The following is a 24,684-nucleotide window of genomic DNA, read 5'->3' on the forward strand; positions in this document are numbered from 1 at the left end:
AAAAACACTAAAAATATTCAATACACTATTGATTATTTTAAAGTGCATAGAGAGAACCCTCGTAATTTTTTCGTTAGTTTTGTAACGAAAATCGAAATTACAACAAAATTAATTTCGATTTACATTTAAAGATAACAATTTCTTTAAAAGCATCAACTAAAAAATCAATAAATTTTGAATAGTAAAAGTTCAATTATCAATATCGCAAAACAAACTATTGAAATGGAAAGTAAAGCCATTTTAAACCTTTCTAGTTTAGTAAATGACGATTTTGCCGATGCCGTAAAACTTATTTATAATTCTAACGGCCGTGTTATTATTACAGGTATTGGCAAAAGTGCTATAATAGCAAGTAAAATAGTTGCTACCTTAAATTCTACCGGAACACCATCTATTTTTATGCATGCTGCAGATGCTATTCACGGCGATTTAGGACTTATTCTTAAAGATGATGTGGTAATTTGTATCTCAAAAAGTGGCAATACCCCAGAAATAAAAGTGCTTGTTCCACTTATTCAAAGAGCTAAAAACAAAATAATTGCTATTACTGGCAATAAAGAATCGTTTTTAGGACAACATGCCGATTATATTTTAAATGCTTACGTAGAAAAAGAAGTTTGCCCCAATAATTTGGCTCCAACTACAAGCACCACAGCCCAATTAGTTATTGGCGATGCGCTTGCTGTTTGCTTACTAGAATTACGAGGTTTTTCCAGTACCGATTTTGCTAAATACCACCCTGGTGGTGCATTAGGAAAAAAACTATACTTACGCGTTCAAGATATATCTTCCGTTAACCAAAAACCAAAGGTTACTGCTTCAACAAGCATTAAAAACGTTATTATAGAAATAACAGAAAAAATGTTAGGCGTAACAGCAGTTGTAGAAAACACTAAAATTATAGGTATTATAACTGATGGCGATCTACGTAGAATGTTGACAAAAGTTGATGATTTTTCTAAACTAACCGCCAACGATATTATGAGCGCCAACCCAAAACGCATTAATGCAGATGCTATGGCGATTGATGCCTTAGATATGATGGAAGTCTTTGGTATTTCCCAGCTTTTAGTTGAAGACAATGGTAGTTATGCAGGCGTGGTTCATTTACACGATTTAATTAAAGAAGGCATTATATGATGGCTAAAAAAAAGAATATAAACGAGATGTCTTTTTTAGACCATCTTGAAGAGTTACGCTGGCATCTTATTAAAATTACTTTAGCCATAATTATTGTAGGGACTTTGGCTTTTATTTTTAGCCGATTTATTTTTGATGATATTATTTTCGCACCATTAGACATGAGTTTTCCAACTTATAAATGGTTGTGTGACATGGCTACCTATATGAGTTTAGACACTAGTTTCTGTAATGATAAAATACCACTTATTTTACAAAACAGAACTATGGCTGGACAGTTTTCAGCAGATATTTGGACCGCTATTTTAGCTGGTTTCATCATTTCATTCCCGTATGTTATTTATCAATTATGGAAATTTATCAGCCCAGGTTTGCACGACAACGAACGCAAACATTCACGTGGGTTTATCTTTATTTCATCTTTGTTATTCTTTATGGGGGCGTTATTTGGGTACTATATTATATGTCCGCTTTCCATTAACTTTTTAGCTAATTATAGCATTTCATCGCGTGTAGATAATCAAATTGATATTAGCTCGTTTATAGGCTTGGTTCGTTCTTCTGTATTGGCGTCTGGTATTATTTTCGAATTGCCCATTATCATCTATTTTTTAACTAAAATAGGCATCGTAACACCCGAATTCCTAAGAAAATATAGAAAATATGCGTTGATTCTTGTTTTGGTTTTATCGGCAATTATAACACCTCCAGATATCGCAAGTCAAGTAATTGTAGCCATTCCTATTTTAATTTTGTATGAAGTGAGCATTTTTATTTCTAAAATTGTTGTCCGAAATCAAAACCGTAAAGCAAAAAAAAATGTCAGAAATAGTTAAGGAATTTAATGAGTACCGTGCTAAAATGAACGACAAAATTTTAGCCGATAATAATAAAGTCATCAAGCGTATTTTCAATTTAGATACGAACGCTTACGCCAAAGGCGCTTTAGATGTAAAAACAAAAGAACTTTTAGGTTTAGTAGCTTCGGCAGTTTTACGTTGCGACGATTGTGTAAAATACCATTTGGAAACAAGCCACAAACTAGGCTTAACAAAAGAAGAAGTTGTTGAAGCTTTAAGCATTGCCACATTAGTGGGTGGTACTATTGTTATTCCGCATTTACGTCGTGCTTACGAGTTTTGGGACGCTTTAGAGGAACAGCGTTAAACAAAATATAAATTAAAACATCTGGCGCTAAAGTGAATATGATTTCACTATTTTTGGCGTTCATTATATAAGATATGATTTTAAGAGCTCAAAATTTAATGAAGTCCTACAGTGGACGAAAAGTGGTAAAAGATGTTTCTTTACAGGTTGAACAAGGTGAAATTGTTGGACTTTTAGGACCAAATGGTGCTGGTAAAACCACTTCTTTCTACATGACGGTTGGCTTAATTAAACCTAATAGTGGTCATATTTTCTTAGATAATACTGAAATTACACAATACCCTATGTACAAACGGGCACAAAACGGTATTGGTTATTTGGCACAAGAAGCATCGGTTTTTAGAAAATTAAGTATTGAAGATAATATTTTAAGTGTATTGCAACTTACCAAGCTCAGTAAAAAAGAGCAAGAACATAAAATGGAATCCCTTATCGAAGAATTCGGTTTAGGCCATATTCGTAAAAGTAGAGGCGATTTATTATCAGGTGGTGAACGTAGACGTACCGAAATTGCACGTGCTTTGGCAACCAACCCAAGTTTTATTTTATTAGATGAACCCTTTGCGGGCGTTGACCCCGTTGCTGTTGAAGACATTCAACGTATTGTAGCGCAACTTACCAAAAAGAATATAGGTATTTTAATTACAGACCATAACGTACAAGAAACACTTGCTATTACCGATAGAACCTATTTAATGTTTGAAGGCAGTATTCTTAAAGCTGGTGAACCCGAAGAACTGGCAAATGATGAAATGGTACGTAAAGTGTATTTAGGTCAGAATTTTGAATTGCGTAAAAAGAAAATTCGTGATTAGGCACTAAGTGCCATTTGAAAGATTATCTGCTTTTGTTTGTCATTTCAACCTTCGAAGGAATGACAAACTTGAAAATTTTGAGTTATATTAAAAGAGCAAGAATTATTTTGTCTTATTCTCTATTATAATTGGGATATCAACTTCTGTTTCATCATCCATATTTAGAAGAGGCAACTTTTTCAAATAGTTTTCATAATTCAAAGCAATTATACTATCAATGCCTTTAAACTTAAACATTCTGTTTTTAGACATGACCTCGTATTTATATTGGTCTTCAAAATTCCTACATTTATCAGCAGTAAATGCAGTGTCACTAATTCTATATAGTCTTATTATCTGTCTATAAGTTATATTTTCCAAACTTATTTTAACATCATCAAAACTTCTAAAAACACATTTATAATATTTATTTGACTTATTGAATAAAAAAGTGTCATACTTAATTTTATATTTTCTTATGTCTACAGGAAAACAATTGTGATTATAATAAATTTTAAAATCACTTTTTGAATCAAAATTTACTTCTGCATATGTTGAATCATTATCAATAGTTAAAATCCAATTTCCTTCTATATTGTAATTTTTAGTTTTAAAATTGCAAGAACATATGATTAAAAATATGAAAATTAAAATAAATATTTTTTTCATGTTTTTTAAGTTGCAAATTCCTATTGTGTGTTTAGCAATTCTACTTAATCAATTTAAAAATAACTAATCTACAAATATCAAAACGAAATTAAATATTCTTAACGCTGGATAATTATCTTTTTTGTCATTATTTTTTTATCATCCTCTAATACTGAAACAAAGTATACTCCATTTGAAAATTTAGAAGTATCCACCAAATAGTTATTGGTTATTTTTTGAATTTCTTTTATTGTTCTTCCGTAAGCATCAACTATCACTACATTAAGAGACGCTTTAAAATTAGAACTGAAGCTTAATTTAATTTCATTTGATGCCGGATTTGGCACCAATGAAATACTATTTGTTTCAAATTTAGAATTGCTTAGCTGCGTACCAACAAATTGAAGTTTTACCAATGCACCGGCATCTGTTACTGTGTAAATTGTGATTCCATCAGGGTCTATTGTTACATCTCTAAAACGGTCGCTAGACGAATGAAATTCCTCATAAGTTCCATCTTCTAAGGCTGTACCATCAGCATTTAATTTTGTTCTAAAAATTTTTCCTGCTTTAAGCGTAGGCACTAAAAGAGATACGCCCCAATTTGGAATTTTCCCTCCTTCATAAATATTAATACTAGCTGGAGCAACTGTAGGCCATGTAGAAGATGTACTACCTGTAGGCTCTGTATTTGGAGTGCTATTAAACGTTCCTATTGGCGGCATAAAGTTTGGCATTGAGGCCGCCGATGTAGATTCTTCTATTGCGGCTCCTGGGCAATTACCAATAACATTACTATAAGAACCACAATTTGCTGGATAACTAGACCAATTACAGTAAGCATAACCTTTATCATCATTATAACCCGAAATTAATGGCCAACCGTAGTTTTTACCCGATTCTATAATATTTATTTCATCATCGGTTTTATCACCGTGTTCAGATGAATATAATTTTCCATTAGAGCCAAACACCAAACCTTGAGCATTTCTGTGCCCATAACTAAATACATGACTTTTCACACCATCAAGTGTTGGATTATCCGCAGGTATACTACCATCCAAATTTAAACGCAACATTTTACCTTTATAATCGGAGTAATCAGAAGGGCTTGTAGGTAAATATTGTGCTCTTATTTCTAAGCAAGCTTTACTTCCTCTATTATTAGCAAATTCACCAATAGTCCAATACAATTTCAAATCTGGTCCCATTACAATTTTACCAGAATTATGATCGTTGCTAGCTTCAATGCCATCAATAATAGTTGTAGCACTCGCACTATTTAGTTTTCCTGTGGCAACATTGTAGGTATAGCGTGCAATTCTAAATTTAGTGCCAGAACTATTATATGTGTAAAGCAGATATAAATAGTTATTTGTAGTTGTGTTGATATCTGCATATAAATCTGGATGCACAGTCATACCCATTAAGCCGTTTTGACCAGCAGATTGATATACAACACCAGACAAATCTAGCATTTCTATTTTTGCGCCTCCTGAAGGGCTAATTTTAACAACTTTTTTTCCAACACGTTCTGTTATCCATAAATAACCATCAGGACCATATAGAATGGTATTTGGGTTTAGTAATGCATTATTATTTGCTAGGTTGGTTACGGTCCAATCTGCACCAGAGGTAACTGGCGTTTGTGAAATACCTACATTCAAAAAAAACAAAGCAACAAGAAGTAATATAGTCTTCATATATAAATTTTTAACCAGTTAATCGATTACATTATGAGACATTCAACTCATATTTCTAAGTGATAAAGATATTGTTTAAATTATTCTTATTTGAATTTTAATATAATTATTCTACAATTTATTTCTAATACCGTGAAATACTTTTAGTATTAAAAGCATCACTAACCCAACTAAAAGACCAACTATGAAGTCTTTAATAAAAACTGGAATCACTTCTATGAAATGATGAAAAAAACCAATGTTATGGGTAAAAATACCTCCTGCAACCAAAATAAGTGCTATAGTGCCTATTACCGATAAACTCTTAATAACTAAAGGAAGTGCTTTAACTAAAACAGTTCCAATGTTTGCTAAAAACCCTTCACCATTATTACTCTTTTTAATAAGTCTGAAACCTAAATCGTCCATTCTTACAATTAACGCCACAATACCATAAACACCAACGGTTGCAATGATGGCAACTATAGAAACGACTAATATTTGGGTAATTAAGGGTTGGCTTATAACAGACCCTAGTGCGATAATAATAATTTCAACAGACAAAATAAAATCGGTAAGAATAGCTGATTTTATCTTCTTATTTTCAACCAGCAACACATCGTCTTCGGAAGGATTCAGTTGTTCAATATCTGGTATTTCATGATTGTGTGGCACAAAATATTCTACTATTTTTTCAACACCTTCATACGCCAAATAAACCCCACCTAATATTAAAATAAAGGTTACCGCCCATGGTAAAAAATAACTCAATAAAAAAGCTATGGGTAAAATAATAAGTTTATTTAAAAAAGACCCTTTAGTAATTGCCCATAAAACAGGTAACTCTCTTGATGATACAAAGCCCGTCGCTTTTTCGGCATTAACCGCTAAATCGTCTCCTAAAATACCTGCTGTTTTTTTAGTAGTAATTTTACTCATTACCACTACATCGTCCATAAGTGCAGCAATATCATCTAATAGGGCAAAAAATCCTGAAGCCATTGTAAGTGTAAGTTATTTTAATTTGGAAGCTACATTATCTAAAACAGACATGCTAATATAAAGTAATATAATAAGTGGAATAGCTGCGAATTGCAATACAATTAAAAGAATAATACAAAGCATGATAAAAATATATCGGGTAGCATTAGCTTTAAAACCCCAATCTTTAAACTTTAATGCAAATAGTTTAATGCTAGAGTTTAACATATAACAACTTAGTGCTGTAAGCCCAATTAAAAACCATTTATTAACTATTATGGAGTTTATTAAATCATTGTTTTGGAATTCTAAAATTAGTGGCAATGATACAATTAGAAGTGTATTGGCAGGTGTTGGCAAGCCTTTAAAATAGGTTTGTTGGTCTTCATCTATATTAAATTTTGCCAATCTGTAGGCTGAAGCAAGCGTAACGCTTAGCCCGATTAAAGGAAAAAAGCTATAGACTTTTGTAGTTCCATAAAAATCGCCGTTCCATCCATCATCAAAACTTACCGTTGTTGGTAAATCTAAAGTCATTTCCAATAATTTATACATAACAATTCCAGGCACAACGCCACTGGTTACCATATCTGCCAACGAATCTAATTGCACACCCAATTCACTTTGTACATTCAATTTTCTAGCTGCAAACCCATCAAAAAAATCGAAAAATATTCCTAGAAACACAAATAAGGCAGCAGCAACAAAATTATTGTTCACAGCAAAAATAACAGCAATACATCCACAGAAAAGATTCAAAAGTGTTAATGCATTCGGAATATATTTATTCATAACAGGTATTTTAATCTTGTAAAAATAGCAAACAATTTTCGTCTAAAGCAATATCTATTATAATTTCAAGTTTATAGGTTTATAAATTATGTGCATCTTTGTAAAAAAATTGCGATTGAGATCTTACATTACTGCATTCCTTTGCGTTATAACAGCATCTGTATTTAGTCAAACCGTTAGAAAATATTCCAACGAGTTTATGAATATAGGTGTAGATGCTGCCGCTTTGGGCATGAGTAGTGCCGTAACTGCAAACACATCCGATGTAAATTCTGGGTATTGGAATCCTGCTGGTTTATTGAAATTGGAAGACAACCAATTGGCCTTGATGCACTCCAGCTATTTTGCCAATATTGCCAATTACGACTATGTGGCATTTGCGAAACCTTTAGATGACCGAAGTGTTATTGGTATTTCATTAATTCGTTTTGCTGTAGATGATATTTTAAACACCACACAACTTATTGACGAACAAGGCAATATCAATTACGACAGAATTAGTCTTTTCTCTACTGCCGATTACGGACTCACCTTTTCGTATGCACGTGAGCTTCCTGTTAGAGGGCTTAATTATGGGGTGAATGCAAAAATAATACGTCGTGTTATTGGCGATTTTGCTTCGTCTTGGGGGTTTGGTTTTGATGCCGGTATTCAGTTTGAAACCAATAACGATTGGAAATTTGGTGTGATGGCGCGTGATATTACAACCACTTTTAATGCGTGGGCTATTAATGAAGAAGAATTTAAAAAAGTTCAGGGTGCCGTTGAAGGACAAAATCAAGAACTGCCCGAAACCACCGAAATAACCATTCCTAAATTACAAATTGGGGTTTCTAAACTATTCGATTTTCATTACGATTATACCCTTTTAGCTGCTGCCAATTTAAATGTTCGATTTGAAGAAAACAACGATGTCTTCTCTTCATCTTTTGCAAGTATCAATCCCGCATTAGGTTTTGAATTTGGTTATATCGATATGGTATATTTACGCACAGGAGTTGGAAATTTTCAAAATGAATTGCAAATAGACAATAGTACGCAATTAAGCTTTCAACCTAGTTTTGGTGTTGGCTTTAAATACAACGGCATTCAAATTGATTATGCCTTTACAGATATTGGTGACCAAAGTGTAGCCTTATATTCCAATGTATTTTCATTAAAACTCGATTTTAGTTTCTTTAGGTAATTCTATTTACATGAAAAAAACAGTACTTTTTTTATTTCTTATTTTTTTTGTTGAAATAAGCTTTGCACAACAAAACATTTTATCTGAAAGAGCCGAAATTAGCGTACTAACTATTGGTCCTGGTATATCTTTAAATGATGCTTTTGGACATAGTGGATTTCGAGTGAAAGACCCTGTTAAAGGCATCGATTTAGTATTTAATTACGGTGTTTACGATTTTGAAACGCCTAATTTCTACACAAAATTTGCTCAGGGAAAACTCAATTATTTAATTGGCTTAAACTATTATGAAGATTTTTTTGAGTCTTATATATCTCAAAACAGATCCATTAAAGCTCAGGTTTTAAATCTTACTGCTTCAGAAAAACAGAAATTATTCGATTATTTATTAAATAATTTAAAACCAGAAAATAAGGCCTATTTGTACGATTTCTTTTATGATAATTGTGCCACAAAAATAAAAGATATTACCAATATTGCCGTAAATAATTCCATCGTTTTTAATACACCTAAAGACTATAAAGACCAAACTTTTAGAACTTTAATTCAAAATAATTTGAATAAAAATTCTTGGGGAAGTTTTGGAATAGATATCGCATTAGGTTCTGTTATTGATAGAAAAGCAAGAACCATAGACCATATGTTTTTACCAGAAAACATCTATAAATTCTTTGAAGTTGCCAGTATCAAAAACAACAAACCCTTGGTTAAAGAGAGTAAAGTGATTTATGAAAAAATAGAATCGCCAACACCAAGTAATTTTTTAACTAGTCCGTTATTTGTTCTTGGGGCTTTAGGTTGCTTCATTCTTTTTATCACCTACAACGATTTTAAAAAGCAAAAACAAACGGTTTGGTTAGATGTTACTTTATTTAGTATTACGGGACTTATAGGTGTACTTATTTTACTACTTTGGTTTGCCACAGACCATAAAGGTACGCACCAAAACTATAATTTACTTTGGGCTTTTATTCTGAATATTTTTGTAATTGGACAATTATTAAAGAAAAAAACAAGCACTTGGTTTCTTAAATATTTGAAGCTATTGGTAATTCTTTTGTGCCTTTTAACACTGCATTGGGTTATGGGCGTTCAAGTATTTGCTATTGGGTTAATTCCTTTATTAATGGCCTTGTTTGTTAGGTATGTCTTTTTAATAAAGCACTACTCTACTATTAGGCATTAGGCATTAGGCATTAGGCATTAGGCAAATCTAATTATTGACCTCTGTAGAAAATAATGGTGCTCAACGTTTTTATAATGATGTTGGCATCTAACATAAAACTTCGGTGCTTGATATAATACAAATCGTATTGTAACTTCAATAAGCTATCATCAACCGAAGAACCATACCTCGTTTTTACTTGTGCCCAACCTGTAAGTCCTGGTTTCACAATATGTCTGGTTTCATAAAATGGCAGTATTTGTGATAGTTGTCTAACAAAATGCGGACGTTCTGGTCTAGGACCAATTAAACTCATATCTCCTCTTAAAATATTTAAAAACTGAGGGAATTCGTCTAGTCTGCTGTTTCTTAAAAACTTGCCAAATGGGGTAATTCTTGTATCATTTTTTTTTGCCCAAACTGCTCCGGCTGTTTCGGCATCCTTTATCATGGTTCTAAACTTAATAATTCTAAAAAGATTTCCATTTTTACCAATACGCTCTTGTCTATAAAAAAGCGGCCCTCGGTTTCCTAAAAGGTTTCCCAATAAAATTACAGGTAATAGCAGCAGACCAATAAAAGTTCCTAAAATAGAAATAAGAATATCGAACAAGCGTTGAAAAAACAAATACAGTTTATTGTGATTGCTTCGGCTGAATGGAAAATATCTATAAAAATCTTTTCCAACAAATTGAACGGGTACACGTTGGGTCAAATCTTCATAAACCTGGGTGTATTCCTTTATGGGGAAACCGCCTTCTAAAAGCGTAATAAGGTCTCTATAAATTTCCGCAGTTATAGATTCAGAATTATAGCTAGCAATAACAATTTCCGAGATGTTTTCATCTTTAATAACTTGATAAATTTGCTTCGGACTGTATTCAACAATGCCTTTAAATTTAATTTTATCTAATTTTTTCTTTTCACAATTAATAAATCCAATGATTTTATAATTAGGATCGGAAGCTTTAAAGGTTTCAACTATTGCTTGGATGTTTGAAGTTTCGCCTACAATAAGTACCTTCTTATAAAAACGAGGAGAGACTATAAATGTTAAATAAGCTATTCGCCATAAAAACAAAGCAAATAGTATGGCAAAATAAAAATAGATAATTTGTAGCCGGTTATCTGGCAATATAGGTGTAAAGAAGGGTGTTAAAAAATAGAATAAAACGGTAATAGAAACCGTAAAAACAATACTGGTAGAAATTTTTTCAATTTTACTGGATTTTTGCAAATCGTAAAGTTCAAAAATGGTTCCGAAGATAGAAATGTATAAAGTTAGAACAAAAGCCCAACGCCAATTTTCTTTTGTAAGAGTAAAATAATCAAAATCAAAGGTGTTGCTTACAAAGTACAAAACGACAAAAATTGAAACGATATCGAATATTCGCAATAAAACCTTGCGTTCTGAAATTTCGAAATGAATCCCTTTTTTGGACATTATATACTTTATGGTTTGGGTATAGTAAAGATAGGAAGTAAATTAAACAAAACACTACTTATTGCAACACACTAATCCATAAGTTTTTAACAACATCCCAATCATAATTTTCAGCCTTTTTTCTAGCTTTTAAAGCCATTTTATTGGTGTTTTCAATATCCAACTGTACTTTTTTAATGGCTTCAACAAATTGGTTTACGTTATTGGGTTCTATTAAGATGCCTTCTAAATTGTTTTCAATTAAAAAATGCATACCACCTACATTAGTTGAAATAACAGGCATACCTAAGGCCATCGCTTCAACCACACTAACTGGCATATTATCAAAATTGGTGGTGTTAATAAAAATATTGTGATTTTGGGAAAGTGAAATCCATTTTGGTTTTGAAAGCTTATTGGTAAAAGTAACTTCAACACCTAATTGGTTTGCATAGCTTTTAGTTTTTTGCAAAGAACCATCACTATCTGGACCTATCATACAAAGTGACGCTTGAAGCCCTTCATCTAAAAGAAATTTTAAAATTTTAACTGCCAATAATGGGTTGTATATTTCTGAGAATGAACGCACCCATAGCAATTTAATGGTTTCGTAATTTCTTTCTTTAAAAGAATAGTTTTTTATATTTATTGAATTAGGAATATATACCAAATTGGAATACCCTTGCTTTTCAAATTCAGATAGCATATAAACCGAAGGTGCTATATTTTTATATGCATAATTAAAAATGAAACTACTTAACTTTGGATTTGATTTTAATCGGTTTGGTAAATTTCCACCATGCAAAATGGGTATGTATTCCAAATTTAAAAACCTGCACAATTGACTGCACAAATAAGCATAATAAAAATTGGATGTGCTATAGGTATCGATTAAAACATAATCAATTTGTTTTGTATATTTCAAAATAGAAAATAGCATATCTAAAAGACGCAATGCTTTGTTTTTCTTATTAGAAACCGTATAAATTGTATAGCCTTCTTGCCTTAACGACTTACTTAAGGTTTCAATGGTCGTTTCTGTTTTACCGCTATTGGAAAGATAATTTCCTATGTATAGGAGGTTTTTCATTACTTTTTGTGCACTTCTTTTAGTTCCTTATTCCTATTTGCTTTGTGCTATTGTCACTACCTGCCGGTTTTTGGGGTTTGCCATTTGGATATGTAATACTTAATAAACTTAGTCCGTACAAAAAGGCAGGAGCTGCAATTCGCATGGAGGAATGATTAATAGTTAAAAACCAAAAAAGATAACATGCATAAAAAAACATATTAGATTTGTTTCTAATTCGTAATATTAAAGGTGCTAACAACAAAATGGATAAGGCTATCAAACCCAACAACCCGTGTTCAGATAGTATTCGGCTCATTTCGTTGTGCGAAGCTGCCAAAACACCTTCCTTTTGCTCCCTCAATTCTTTTATTTTCCCTACTCCAACCCCAACAAATGGGTTATTTAAAAATTCATCCAATTCAAAAGAAACCAATTCACTACGTCCGGTTGTAATATCTGCTTTCTCTCTTCCTAAGGCATCTTGGTTAGCATAACGTTTGTCTATAAACCCTCCTGTCTGTACAGAGGAATAAACCCATATAGAAAACGCTAGACCTGCAAAAATTAATACCAACCTACTAATTCTTAATTTATGGAAAACATTTACTTTTTTGAAATAGAAATAGACAAAAGCGGCAATCATCAATAACGCTGTGATAACCCCACCTCGACTAAACGTTATTATGGCTCTATAACTAATTAAAAAGAAAAGGGCTGCATTAACCGCTTTAAAAAACATGGAAGGTGATTGGGAAAAAAACCGAACGCTAAAAATAAACATCCCCAAACCCAATACCGTTGCCACTTGGTTAGGTCCAAAACCACCAGATGCCGCATAATTTGAACCTGTTCCCGTAATAGTGTCTCTTACACTTGGGTTAAACAGAAACAAATAAGTGGTAGTGGCTATTAGTGGCAATGCCATGGTAAAAAATATTTTTTGAATATTGTTATAGCTTACTTTAAGTTTATAACAAAATACCGCTACAATACCCAAACAAATAGGACCACTTAAATTAAACGTAATAGCTGTACGAAGTGTGGTACTCTCACTAACATTAAACGCAGCTACAAAAATACCAGGGATAAGTAGCAAAATATAGATTACATATGCTATCGGCTGGCTTTGTTGTCTCACAGTAAATATCCCCATTAGGCAAAACAATATCACCAAATACTTTGATGCTTCATACAAAAAACTTCCCCCGGTCATCCTTATAAACACCTCTGCACCCACCACATAAGCACAGGCTACTAATATTTTCACTGCCCGATTTGATGGTTTTGTTTTAAATATTTGGTTTGTAAAATACACCAAAATACCTAGAAAGTATACTTTAGATAAACTAGAGAACGCATAAACAGCAAATCCTATTAAAACATGTAATCCTATTGTTTTTATGTAATTACTATACTTCAAATTAGTTGCAAATATTATTATAGGTTTTTAAAATAGTTTTTATTTGTGCTGCTTCTGAATAGTTGTTTTGTATGTGTTTGTTATAACATAAGGCATGCTTCTCTCTTAATTCTTTATTTTCAATATATTTAATTAGTACTTTTGAAAGTTGTTTGAAATCTTCTGATTGAACCAACAACCCATTACAATTATCATCTATAACTTCTAAACATTCGCCGACAGAGGTAGCTATAACTGGTAATTTTGCTAGACCATACTCTAACAAGGCCAAGGGCAATCCTTCCGATTTTGATGCTAATACCCCTATACTACTTTGAGATAAAACATGAAACGTATCGGTCTTGCTTCCGTAAATAAAAACATTATTTTCTAGCTTATTGTTTAAAACAAATAATTTTACTGCTTCAGAACAGGAATCATTAAAATCTTTACCTACCAAATGCAAACTCCAATCGTTATGCTTTTTAGTAACTATTTTGAATGCATTCAATAACGTTAAATGGTCTTTTTGCGCTCTAAAATTGGCCAAACACACAATACGTTTTTTATCATTCCCATATAAAGCAGTTTCAGGAATTTCATTGTTTATGACTGCAAAATTTGGTAAATAGCTTACACTTTTAGATTTAAGGTTTAATTGAGCCCACTGCTTCAATTGTTTATTAACGCTAAAAACATGACTAAAATATGTTGAACAAATTTTTAAAACTTTAAACTTTCTGCTTTCTAAAAACTCGCTGTTGCCATAGTGGTCGTGCCAAACTACTTTTAAATTATCATTAAAAAATTTAATGATTGTAGCTAAAAAAAATGATGAAGAATGGGCGTGGATAACATCTATTTTTTCAGCTTTAACAAACTTGCTTAATTTAAAAATAGCCTTTAAATCGATTGTAGATTGTTTGTTTAAACACAAAAAAATTACCTGATTGTTTAGTGCCTCTTTCAACAATCCTTCTTCACGGGTGGCACACAAATAAGAACCTTCAATTTTTGAAGACAGTGCATTTGCTATGTTTACAGCAACACGTTCTGCCCCACCAACTTCCAAAGAATCTATTAATTGTAAAACCTTCATACTTTACGTAGCAACTTATAAATTTCCTCATCAAAAACTTCCAATGTGTAGTGTTGAGACCAATTTGATGCTAATTTACTCATCATTTTTAAAGATGCTTCATTATTAATAGCTTTATTAATTTGAATTAAGGCGCTAGTTAATTCTGGTTTAATCATGACACCCCTTTCAGCCTCATTCAACATAAAAGGAATACATGAAACTGAAGTTGTTATTGGTATCGTTCCAAAAAACATAGCCTCGGCGACGGCTTTAGGCCAACCCTCAGATTTTGAAAGTAACATTAAAAAATGGGTGCTTTTTAAAGCATCCTTTACAATAGTTTTTTCTTTATTACCATGAAGCTTTATGAATTTTTCTAAACTATTTCTGGAAATATATTCCTGCAATACTTCTCTTAAAACACCATCTCCATACACATCCAAACGTACTCGCTTTCCTTTATTTTGCAATGCTTCTACTATTTGAATCGCCAACAATGGTCTTTTTCCTTCCACTAAACTACCTACAAAGGCAAACTTTAACTCATTGGAATAATCTCTTGGTCTTGGTTTTTCAATTTCAGAATTAGAATAAGTAGCTGTAAAAAATGGTTTTATGTTTTTGGTTTGATTTTCCCAATTACCATAAACCAAAACTTGTATGTTTTTTGTTAGAAAGGTATTGCTTAAAATCCATTTTTGAAGTTTATAGCTCAAAGGTTGTTTTGCCTTTGGGTCCCAATTACCTGCATACTTCGCCGTTTTTGGCTTTTTAGGAAATAGCATTTGAACAAAACACCCAAGTAACCCCATATTTCCCGGACAACGCAAATGAATATGGTCTGCCCTTTTGCATGCTTTAAAAATAGCCCAGACAATTATTGGAAGTTTTATTACAGATGACAAACTACTTTTTAATGAAGTAAATTGAATGGAAGGAATCTTATGAAACTGAATATTTTTATACTTATAAGCCATATCAATAGCTGAAGGCATTTTCTTTGTTTTGGGAGCAACAATCAAAACCTCATCAACATGCTTAAGCCACAAATTCATTTCACGCACATAAGGTGCATAAGCAAAATATTCGCTTTGCGATGTACTATGCGGAACATGAGTGATGATGGCAAAAATCATTTTTTTAAAGTATAAAACTCTTTCAGCAATTCTTTTGATGTCCTTTTAACATCATCTTTTTTAAATGTGAACGCATAGCCTTTGGGCATGGATACAGTTCTCCTGTTTGGTAATGCCTGTCGCTTATCTAAATACTTCAACCAGCCAAATAAAATTCTTGTCACAAATAAAAACCCGCTTCTAATTAGTTTTTTTGAACTTAAATTCACAAAATAATTAGAGAGGGTTATAGCCACAACCGATGCATTCCCTTCGGTTATTTCGGCTTTCAAAACGGCGCAATTAGGAAACAAACTACGCATACCTGTATAAGTAAACCTATAAAAATCATAGGGTTCTGCGTGATATGGAAAATTATGTGGTGCTTCAATTTGTAATATGCCACCAAGTTTAGTTACACGTTGTAATTCTTGGCAAAATTTCCACGGATTAATAGTATGTTCAATAACCTGAGCCGCTAAAACAACATCGAACGTGTTGTTAACAAACGGAATAAAATGTCCATCAAAAACATAATCGGGTTTAAATTGATTATGTACGTCGGAAGTGATGACCTCGCAATTCTTGAATTTATTTTTATAATAATCAATCTTCTCGCCAGCACCAACAACTAATACTTTTCCGTTATTAGGGCAAAGTTCTACAAGTCGGTTATACCTTTTTTCAATATTAAAATCGGTGCAAAGTGAAGGCAACAGTTTTCTTCGTATGTAGTTTTTAGTACTAGAGGTATTTAAATAATCACTGCTTTGAGTGGTTGCTTTAGCTTTGACAATATCATCAATACTAAAAATAGAATCGGAGCTAAACAAAATAGGCACCCCATTGTGTACTGGTAATATTGTTCCATCTTCAAACAAATAATTAGATTCAGTAATTTCAATTAGTTTTGAATGTGTATCTGGATGAAATATATTATCTATAGTCATGCTTTTTTTAACGTATTAAAACTTTTAACCAACCTACAGACCGTCCAATAGCTTCTGTAAATACTTGTTTTTTGTTTGATGCCGTAAAGGTATTGCTAAATCTAATGAATATCAACAAAAGCGTAATGACATGCCATTTCATCTTGTCTTTAAAAGTAGGCTCCGAATTTTTAACCCGCCAAACATACCAACCATTTTTAACCACCATATTACCATATTTGTATTGGTTTGGTCTACCAGATACTTCGTGGTAATGATCTAGTTTTGCCGCTGTGTTTAAGTATAGTTTTCCTGTTTTTGCTAAACGAAGCGAAAAATCTGCATCCTCATACAAACCATAGCCTTCAAAATAGGTTGAAAATTGATGCGTTTCAAACACTTCTTTTTTAAATGATGAAACCCCTCCCATTAATAATTCTACCTCATAAATTTTATTGCTTGGAGGTAAAAAACTAACGCTTCGTGCATGTGAAAAACTCGGTGAAAAACCCGGAGGACAATCGGGTTCTAGCCCAAATTTCTTTCTTATTACAAACCGACTACTGTCTTTTCGTTTCCAGCCATCAAAATAAAATTCATTGCTTTTAGGCTTATAATTATGTCCTACATAGTCAAAAACAGATTCATTTTCAATATAACCACCAACACCCAAAGCTTCTGGATATACACTATATGTATTTAATAATTGCTGAAAATAATCGGTGTTTAAAACGGTGTCATCATCTAAAAAACATATAATTTCTGAAGCTTCAGAAACTTTATCAATACCAAAATTACGTTGCTTTGTTAAACCTCGATTTTCGGCATCAACTTTATAATACTTTAAGTTTTTAAATGGATCTTGGTTTAAAGCAAATTCCGTTTCATTATTGGTAGAACCATCAATTATTAAAATTTCGTTCGGATAAACGGATTGCTTATCTACCGATTTCAACAGCTTTAAAAGTGGATTTGGCCTTAAATAAGTACAAATTATAAGGGTAAACGTTTTATCCATTTCTATTGACTTTATTTAAAAATGCATCGTGAATTTTAATAAAATACAACGGACGCATTAAATGGGTTTCCCAAAGATTCCGATTACTTTTTTGAAGTTCCTCAAACTCATTATCGCTTATAGAATTATGAAAATCAATCATTTGACTCCCTAAAGACGCTTTCTTTTTAATATCTAAAACAACAATATGTTTATTCCAATCTATTATATCACTTAAGGGCAATCTGCAATCGGTATTTAATAAAATTGGAATGCGACCAACTGCTAAGGTTTCGTAAAACCGAACCGAAAAATTACCAACACCCCGACTACAAAATGTATAGGCATTATTAAAAACATTATTGTAAAACTCTTGGGTTGATGTTTGTTTATCAGCTTCGGTTTGTACACCAGCTCTATAATGATTTCTTAAAATAAAATTGGTTTTCAAGCCCTTTGACAAACGTAATTTATGCAAATAACCAGCTCGTTTTATACTGGATGGATAAAATGTTTGTCTATCTGCCAAAACAAATCCCATAGTTCTTTTAAATTTAAATTTAAAATGGCTTAATAACTCTTTTGTATATTTAAAAACACCCGCTTTAGCGTTCCCAACAAAACCAATTGTTGGCTCTTTTTCCTTTTTTAAAGAAGAAAAACCTTGGGGCAATTGACATGAATACGGGTCGTTTACAAAAGAAGGCATTATAAAAGTCGTTTCATCCAATTTACTATCAAAACCACCCAATCTAAACGTATAACTGTTTTTTATATAATTAGAAAACCCATAATCGCCCCCTGTGTAAATCCAAATGGGTTTTTGATATTGTTTTGCTAACTGTTGAAGTTTATTAAATGCCGATTTAAATTTTATAAAACGAACATAATCAATTGGAAACACAACAACATCGCTTATTGAAGCATCATCAACTAATTGATAGTAATTAAACAATAACTCATTTTTTAAATAATGCAAATCAAACAGTAACGGAAACACTTCTTTACGATGGCTTTCGGTTAAAAATTCGATATCAGTATATAGTTTAAGCATTAATTAAAAGCGTGTTTTCTTGCGTTTTTATATGAAATTAACCCTCTTTTAGTTTTATTATAAAAAATCCATTCAAAATACAACCTAAAAGCTCTTGCTAGTTTTAATAAAGATTTACTTGGTGTTATTTTGGTTGTTTTAGGTTTAAATTCGTGTATTAAAATAGATTGACTACCTTCAATTGTAGTTGCTAGCGTTTCATTGGTTATTGCAATTTTAGCGTTACTATTACAAATACGAATGGCATATTCTGTCTCACCATATCGCCCAGAGGTATTTTCTAGATAATAACCGTAAGAGCGATAAAAAAGCTTTTTGGTAATAAATGGATGATCGCTATACTGATAATAATTTTGAGTAAAATTTTTAAATGAAAACTTAGGTATTAATGAAATGGCATCGGTTAATTTAATCAACTTGTTGAACTTAAAATTTGATGTAAACCGAATTAAATCTACACGATTGGTGTCCAACAACTCTAAGCATTCATTCAAAATACCGCCAATTCTAGGGTTTAGCAAAAAATCTTCCTGACAATACAAGATATATTCACCTTCACAAGCTTCAATACCTTTATTAATATTGGCTGCTAATCCTTTATTTTCTTTAGTAAGCACAAGTTTATCAATACTATATGTTTTTAAAAGGTTACTAGTATTTTGATCGCTACCATCATCACTCACTACAATTTCAGATGCCTTAATATTAACTTGACGTATGGCATTCATACATTTCAACAAATCATTTGGTCTGTTGTAATGGGTAATTAAAATACTTATACGTGGTTTTTGTTTCACAATAAATTATAGTTTTTTAGCCCAAAATATACTTGCTTGCCATTTTTTTTGAAAATTTTTATAAAAACTCCAATAATTAAAAATCGATTCTTTTTTAATTAGTCTTAAAAACAAAACCAATTTATAATTTAAAAGTTGCTTTTTGGTATAATGTTTTAAAAAGGTGTACATAATAGTTGGCGATGGTTTGGGTTGTACCGCATTATTATCCCATAATTGTTTAACCTCGGTTCTAAAACCGCCAAAGGGCGCTTTAAGATGTGTAATTCTAATATATGGACAGTAAACAACATCAACGCCTTCATTGCGCAACTGCATGCCAAAATCAAAATCTTCACCATAACCAAACTCCAAAGCCATATCAAACCGAATGTTTTTTAAACAACTGGCTTTTACAAAACTATTACCCGAACCAAATATACCTGTTTGATGCATTTTTGTAAAAAGCAGACTTTCGTTTTCTTGTAAATACGCTGTGGTGATAGCCAAAACATCAAATTTGTTGATTGTTTTAAAAACAGATTCTATTAAATTTTTATTAAACCTGTTATCATCATCATTTAAAAACACCCATTCACTTTCAATTTGATTCAGTGCCAAGTTTCTAGCATTGCAAACACCTGTTTGGTTCGTAAAAGTATGTTTTATATTAAAGGGCCAGTTTTCAGTAGTTATAAAATCTAATTCTGAAACGCTGTCTGGAAGTGGGTTTTGTTCGATAATGATTACGTTTTTTGGAAGTACGCTTTGGGTGGCTAAATCTTTTAAAACATCGTGCAAATAGGTTGTTCTTCCTATGGTTGGAATAATAACATCAATCTCCTTTTTGGTTACAACAATGTTTTTTGATTGGTAATCAAACTCCTTTAAACTTAAAAGTAATCGCTTCTGAAAAAACGTGTTAATAAGTGGTATAATTTTTAATTTCCTTTCGTAAATAGCAAAGCAAAATGCAAGCATATAAACCCAAACCCACTTGTAATGTTCTTTTACAAATTTGAATAATTGAATATTCGAAGCTTGTTTTGTTTCAACTATTGGTTGTACATTTTGATTTAACAAAGCAGGTTCAGAATAACAAAACACCCCTTGAATCATACCTGCTTTTGCTAATGAATTAAGAAAATACTCAAAAGCATCGGTGTGGTTTAAACTTTTGGCAACCGAGTTTAATAATCCTGTTGAAACACCGCCTACATCGCTACTCATTAACCAAGTTGGGTAAGTCACATCTTTTTTTACGTTTAAAAATACCGATTGATCTATATAACCAATACTATCTGGAATGTAATATTTGTGACTAACCGAATAAGATGCTAGTATATTTTGATGATGAAATATAGCGTTTAATACTGATGAATTTATAAATGCTTGATAGGTTTGATGGCACCAAATAATGGTGTCGTTTGGAAAGGCTTCAGCTATTTTAAATAGTGTTTTAGTAATGGAAGCATCTATTGAAAATGGCACTTCTACAAATTCACTATTAAGCACCTTTAGCGCATTATTATTTTCATGTATTAAATAAATCATTCTATTATAGATTTATAATACTTAATATTTATATCTGCAATTTTATCTATATCAAACAATGCTTCTACTTTTTCTCTTGCTGCAATACCTACTTTTTCAGACAATGCTTCATCTTTTAAAAGTTCCAGAATACGTTGTGCATATAAATCGATGTTTGATGGATGTACTAAAAAACCATTTTTAGTGTCATCAATTAATTCTTGCGCCCAACCTATATTCGTATTCACCACTGGTTTTTGCAATGCCATACTTTCAATGGTTACCATTCCTAAAGTTTCAGCAAAACTAGGAAACACACATACATGTGCATTTTTAATATGATCTATAACTTCTGAATAAGCCACTTTCCCTAAATAATTCACATGCTTTTTTGCTTCGTTTGAAAACAAACTATCAACCAAAGTATAGGTTGATGAAGTTCCCGTTTTTAAATCGGGCGAATCATTTCCTATTAAAATTAATTGTGCTTCAGAATTTGATTTTGCTACTTTATTGAATATTTCAGCTAGTTCTAAAACACCTTTTTTTCTTATAATAGTTCCAATGTAAAGAATGTTATTTCTATTGTAAGTTGAAGGAGTTTCATTTTCAAAATCCTTTAATCGCAAGCCATAGTGAATGGTTTTTATTTTCCTCTTATCTAAACCGAAAATCTTTTGCGTTTCTGTACCAGCAAAGGTAGTTGGAGTAATATAAGCCGAAGCATTTTTTAGAGCCAATTTTTCAAATATGAAATTTTTAAACTTTTGTTTACGCTTATCTAATTTGCAAAAATAAGCATCGCTTCCATGAAACCTTATTACCAAAGGCACTTTAAAGTGCATAAACGCTGTTATACCTGTCCAATCGGGAGCTTCAACTATATCAATACCTTCCGAAACAATATATGAGTTAAGATATTTTTCAATGAATTTACGATGCCAGTACCATCCCATAACTTTATAAGCTCTATTCTTAATAAGATGAATTTTCACTTTGTCTTCATTAAAAATAGCGTCCTCTTTCTGAGCATAAACAAAAACAGATACTTTTACTCCCTTTTCTGATAATGAAACCACTAAATTCCTAATACTAGTTGCTATACCCGCAGCATGAGTAGCTCTCTGATGAGGATATTCCGAAGTTAGGAAAGCAATGTGCATATTAGATTTATTTATAAACGAAATTAACTATCTATTGCCAAAATTTTTGTGCCAGTTTCCATTTTAGAGATTATCCTTTTTGCAAATTTTTGAAACGGAACTTCAACTAGACTATAACTTATTTTTGAAACTATAATTGAAATGAATAAAACCAACAACAATCTAGTAACGTAATTAATTAAATAATTATCGAAAAAATCCATTAGATGATATTTAGCTAACCAAGAAATAACTATAAAATGGAAAATATACATACTATAACTGATTTTTCCAATATATCTTATTAAAGGAATATTTAAAAACCTAAATTTTCCTTTACTTAAAAGAACACCAAAAAAAACAAAAATAATCCCAAAAATTATATGATTTAAATATAAAAAATCTAATGCAGAACCAATTTGTAACGGTAATAAAACCAGTAAAAATATTATAACTTTATTTGAAACTTGACGTATGCTTTTAGAGTCTTGTATTAAGAAAAACATAATAATACCTAAAGCAAAAATTGGGAGTTGACATGGAAAATAATAAAATAAATACTCATTCCACAAAAAATCGGAAGCCATTAATTGATTATAGCTTAGTATTTCTTGAAATATCAGTTTAAAAATTAATGATACATTTAAAAACACAAAGGCGTTATTAATGGTCTTTATACGAAAAAATAAAAAAGGAAAAACCACATAAAACATCATTTCTACAGCAATTGACCAACCACCAGGAACTAAGGTGTTTGTCCAATACGGACTAAAACCATGTAGAAACAATATATTTGAAATTTTATTATATATAGAAATATAAGGTTGGGTTCCTAACCAGTAACGCGCACCTAAACTTTCGTGAAATATATAGTACAATATGGCTAAATAATAAATAGGAGCTATTCTAAAAAACCTTCTAATAAAGAAATTTCTTGTTGGCATATTTTCTGCCAAACTTCTATTTTTATAGGATCTGAATAAAGTAAAAGCACTGGCAATAAAAAATAGTTGCACACCTCTAGAACCTAAACTAAAAAAAACTGCAACTGCGTGTGGTATTTTCACAAAACCTTGTTGAGCCGTATGGTGCATTACTACCATAATTATGGCAAGCCCTCTAATTGCATCAATATAATTTAGTTTTTCTAATTTGGTTACACTCATATTCGTACTAAACTTTACAATATTTGAAAAAAAAAATCAAGAATTAATTTTTTATGCAATTTTTAATAGCCTTCCAAATATTTTCAGATGCTTTTGTTGGGGCTTTACCTGCTACTATTTCAAACCATTTTAACCCTTCTTCAACATTCGATAATTTACCATCTATAATTTTCTGCACCAAATTTTCTAAATCGTTTTTATCAGTACAAAATACAGCCGAATTTTTACTTGGCATGCTTCGAAAATGAACATATTTATAATTCTGACCAATATCTCGAATGCCTTTTTTTAACTGAGGTTGCTCGTAATTATAATAAATACAAGCTTTATTGTGCGCCACAAAATCAAATACTGTGGATGAACATACATTGGTAACAAAGACACTATGTTCACACACGTTATACAACATTTTAAAGTCTTCTTTAGCTGGTAAAACCTCGTTCCACATTGTACCAACTTGTTTCCAAATAGGATCTAAAACTTCAATAATATCTTTGTTCGCTTCAATAATGGCATCATAGCGATTTGTAAAATCAACCGGACATTTTCTATAAATAATGCCTAAGTTGTAGCCCTTAGAGTTTAAGTTTCGAACGGCATTTGCTAGATCTTCTAAATAATATTGATCTAAAGGTGAAGTGGTTTCATCATCACCGGAATAACAAATATATTTTTTATTACTATCTAGATTATACTGCTCAAAAAAAACTTCTCTATTCTCTTTTAAACTACTATTAAAATGTGGTTCAAACTGTGGTGTCCCAGTAACAAAAACATGTTCATCTTTTACAAATGGGTAATACTGTAGCACCTGTTGTTTCATTAAATCACTCCAAACAAAATAATAATCGGTTTCTACTACTTGCATGGCCTTAGGAACGTTATCCCATGAATATACAAATGCCACTGTTGGAATTCCTAAATCTTGTGCTGCTAACAAAGCACTTATAGATTGTGTAGAACGTTGTGTGGTGCAAAACACCAAATCTGGTTTATGTTTTTGCAATTGTACTTTACAATAGGCGTATTTGGACGTTGAACGCTCTAAGCCATTTATTTTTTTTCGAATACGGTCAATACCCTTTTCAGAATTATACAACCCTATTAAAAATTTAGTAAATATACTTTTGAATGTGTTTTTTAATCCATTATAATTAAACGGAAACTTGTAAGTTGTGTATACTTCATCATTAAACTTCTTTTTAGACACATTTAGTTCAATTCGTTTTCTTGCTCTCGAATATAAAGGTGTTAATGGATGAATTTGATGGTTTTCAATGATAACTTCATTAAAACCCAAATTATCTTTTAATGAAAAAACAGTATTGTTCCAGTAATGGATATCATACCCCATGTTTTCACCTATTTCCTTAAAATCTGTAAATGCAAAGTTTCTTAAACCAACACCATCAGGAAAAAAAACGAATACCTTTTTCTTCATA

General features: G+C 31.6%; 23 protein-coding genes. 6 read left to right on the forward strand and 17 right to left on the reverse strand.

Annotated elements, in window-relative coordinates:
* The first annotated feature begins 222 nt into the window (after positions 1 to 222).
* From VP395_RS01990 to lptB, 4 genes are all read left to right on the forward strand, one after another.
* The gene (locus tag VP395_RS01990) at positions 223 to 1,140 is read left to right on the forward strand and encodes a KpsF/GutQ family sugar-phosphate isomerase (RefSeq protein ID WP_379884143.1); all 918 of its coding nucleotides are present in this window, start codon (positions 223 to 225) and stop codon (positions 1,138 to 1,140) included.
* The gene (tatC, locus tag VP395_RS01995; protein ID WP_346240424.1) at positions 1,140 to 1,976 is read left to right on the forward strand and encodes a twin-arginine translocase subunit TatC; all 837 of its coding nucleotides are present in this window, start codon (positions 1,140 to 1,142) and stop codon (positions 1,974 to 1,976) included. Before VP395_RS01990 ends, tatC begins: the two co-directional genes overlap by 1 nt.
* The gene (locus VP395_RS02000; RefSeq protein ID WP_346240036.1) at positions 1,960 to 2,307 is read left to right on the forward strand and encodes a carboxymuconolactone decarboxylase family protein; all 348 of its coding nucleotides are present in this window, start codon (positions 1,960 to 1,962) and stop codon (positions 2,305 to 2,307) included. The genes tatC and VP395_RS02000 overlap by 17 nt, the downstream gene beginning before the upstream one ends.
* A 74-nt stretch (positions 2,308 to 2,381) precedes the next feature.
* Positions 2,382 to 3,122 (forward strand): LPS export ABC transporter ATP-binding protein, encoded by a 741-nt coding sequence (gene lptB / locus VP395_RS02005; protein ID WP_346240037.1) that lies wholly within the window; start codon positions 2,382 to 2,384, stop codon positions 3,120 to 3,122.
* A 102-nt stretch (positions 3,123 to 3,224) separates the two neighbouring features.
* Here the strand turns inward: lptB and VP395_RS02010 are convergent, their stop codons facing one another.
* The 4 genes from VP395_RS02010 to VP395_RS02025 form a co-directional block, all read right to left on the reverse strand.
* Entirely contained in the window at positions 3,225 to 3,770 is a 546-nt protein-coding gene (locus VP395_RS02010; protein ID WP_346240038.1) for a hypothetical protein, read from the reverse strand.
* A 98-nt stretch (positions 3,771 to 3,868) separates the two neighbouring features.
* Positions 3,869 to 5,452 (reverse strand): PQQ-dependent sugar dehydrogenase, encoded by a 1,584-nt coding sequence (locus VP395_RS02015; protein WP_346240039.1) that lies wholly within the window; start codon positions 5,450 to 5,452, stop codon positions 3,869 to 3,871.
* Positions 5,453 to 5,563: 111 nt separating this feature from the next.
* Positions 5,564 to 6,433 (reverse strand): DUF808 domain-containing protein, encoded by an 870-nt coding sequence (locus VP395_RS02020; RefSeq protein ID WP_346240040.1) that lies wholly within the window; start codon positions 6,431 to 6,433, stop codon positions 5,564 to 5,566.
* A gap of 12 nt (positions 6,434 to 6,445) precedes the next feature.
* Positions 6,446 to 7,204, reverse strand: a complete 759-nt coding sequence (locus VP395_RS02025; protein ID WP_346240041.1) for a CDP-alcohol phosphatidyltransferase family protein — start codon at positions 7,202 to 7,204, stop codon at positions 6,446 to 6,448.
* A gap of 115 nt (positions 7,205 to 7,319) precedes the next feature.
* Here VP395_RS02025 and VP395_RS02030 point away from each other — a divergent pair, with 115 nt between their 5' ends.
* Positions 7,320 to 8,390 (forward strand): putative type IX sorting system protein PorV2, encoded by a 1,071-nt coding sequence (locus VP395_RS02030; protein ID WP_452299615.1) that lies wholly within the window; start codon positions 7,320 to 7,322, stop codon positions 8,388 to 8,390.
* A 10-nt stretch (positions 8,391 to 8,400) separates the two neighbouring features.
* Complete coding sequence (locus VP395_RS02035) at positions 8,401 to 9,576, forward strand: lipoprotein N-acyltransferase Lnb domain-containing protein (RefSeq protein ID WP_346240042.1); 1,176 nt, start codon at positions 8,401 to 8,403, stop codon at positions 9,574 to 9,576.
* 31 nt (positions 9,577 to 9,607) lie between these two features.
* Here VP395_RS02035 and VP395_RS02040 read toward each other — a convergent pair whose 3' ends face one another.
* The 13 genes from VP395_RS02040 to VP395_RS02100 all read right to left on the reverse strand — a co-directional run bounded on the left by VP395_RS02040 (position 9,608) and on the right by VP395_RS02100 (position 24,683).
* Positions 9,608 to 10,999 (reverse strand): sugar transferase, encoded by a 1,392-nt coding sequence (locus VP395_RS02040; RefSeq protein ID WP_346240043.1) that lies wholly within the window; start codon positions 10,997 to 10,999, stop codon positions 9,608 to 9,610.
* Between the two features lie 58 nt (positions 11,000 to 11,057).
* The gene (locus VP395_RS02045; RefSeq protein WP_346240044.1) at positions 11,058 to 12,068 is read right to left on the reverse strand and encodes a glycosyltransferase family 4 protein; all 1,011 of its coding nucleotides are present in this window, start codon (positions 12,066 to 12,068) and stop codon (positions 11,058 to 11,060) included.
* A gap of 19 nt (positions 12,069 to 12,087) precedes the next feature.
* Positions 12,088 to 13,317, reverse strand: a complete 1,230-nt coding sequence (locus tag VP395_RS02050; RefSeq protein ID WP_346240045.1) for an O-antigen ligase family protein — start codon at positions 13,315 to 13,317, stop codon at positions 12,088 to 12,090.
* A 154-nt stretch (positions 13,318 to 13,471) separates the two neighbouring features.
* A complete protein-coding gene (locus tag VP395_RS02055; protein ID WP_346240046.1) occupies positions 13,472 to 14,548 on the reverse strand; it encodes a glycosyltransferase in 1,077 nt (358 codons plus the stop codon).
* Complete coding sequence (locus VP395_RS02060) at positions 14,545 to 15,666, reverse strand: glycosyltransferase family 4 protein (RefSeq protein WP_346240047.1); 1,122 nt, start codon at positions 15,664 to 15,666, stop codon at positions 14,545 to 14,547. The genes VP395_RS02055 and VP395_RS02060 overlap by 4 nt, the downstream gene beginning before the upstream one ends.
* Positions 15,663 to 16,595: a methyltransferase domain-containing protein gene (locus VP395_RS02065; protein WP_346240048.1), complete on the reverse strand. Its 933-nt coding sequence runs from the start codon at positions 16,593 to 16,595 to the stop codon at positions 15,663 to 15,665. Before VP395_RS02065 ends, VP395_RS02060 begins: the two co-directional genes overlap by 4 nt.
* Before the next feature lie 7 nt (positions 16,596 to 16,602).
* Entirely contained in the window at positions 16,603 to 17,592 is a 990-nt protein-coding gene (locus VP395_RS02070; protein ID WP_346240049.1) for a glycosyltransferase family 2 protein, read from the reverse strand.
* Positions 17,585 to 18,625, reverse strand: a complete 1,041-nt coding sequence (locus tag VP395_RS02075) for an exostosin domain-containing protein (protein ID WP_346240050.1) — start codon at positions 18,623 to 18,625, stop codon at positions 17,585 to 17,587. Before VP395_RS02075 ends, VP395_RS02070 begins: the two co-directional genes overlap by 8 nt.
* Positions 18,625 to 19,422 carry a glycosyltransferase family 2 protein gene (locus tag VP395_RS02080; RefSeq protein ID WP_346240051.1) on the reverse strand — a complete coding sequence of 266 codons (798 nt, stop codon included), beginning with the start codon at positions 19,420 to 19,422 and terminating at the stop codon, positions 18,625 to 18,627. The genes VP395_RS02075 and VP395_RS02080 overlap by 1 nt, the downstream gene beginning before the upstream one ends.
* A 6-nt stretch (positions 19,423 to 19,428) precedes the next feature.
* Entirely contained in the window at positions 19,429 to 20,955 is a 1,527-nt protein-coding gene (locus VP395_RS02085) for a glycosyltransferase family 2 protein (RefSeq protein WP_346240052.1), read from the reverse strand.
* The gene (locus VP395_RS02090) at positions 20,952 to 22,097 is read right to left on the reverse strand and encodes a glycosyltransferase family 4 protein (protein WP_346240053.1); all 1,146 of its coding nucleotides are present in this window, start codon (positions 22,095 to 22,097) and stop codon (positions 20,952 to 20,954) included. Before VP395_RS02090 ends, VP395_RS02085 begins: the two co-directional genes overlap by 4 nt.
* Before the next feature lie 23 nt (positions 22,098 to 22,120).
* The gene (locus VP395_RS02095; RefSeq protein ID WP_346240054.1) at positions 22,121 to 23,242 is read right to left on the reverse strand and encodes an acyltransferase family protein; all 1,122 of its coding nucleotides are present in this window, start codon (positions 23,240 to 23,242) and stop codon (positions 22,121 to 22,123) included.
* A 43-nt stretch (positions 23,243 to 23,285) separates the two neighbouring features.
* Positions 23,286 to 24,683 carry a UDP-glycosyltransferase gene (locus VP395_RS02100; RefSeq protein ID WP_346240055.1) on the reverse strand — a complete coding sequence of 466 codons (1,398 nt, stop codon included), beginning with the start codon at positions 24,681 to 24,683 and terminating at the stop codon, positions 23,286 to 23,288.
* Position 24,684: the final 1 nt, after the last annotated feature.

It is taken from the genome of Mariniflexile soesokkakense (assembly GCF_039650365.1).
Taxonomy (GTDB): Bacteria; Bacteroidota; Bacteroidia; order Flavobacteriales; family Flavobacteriaceae; genus Mariniflexile; species Mariniflexile soesokkakense.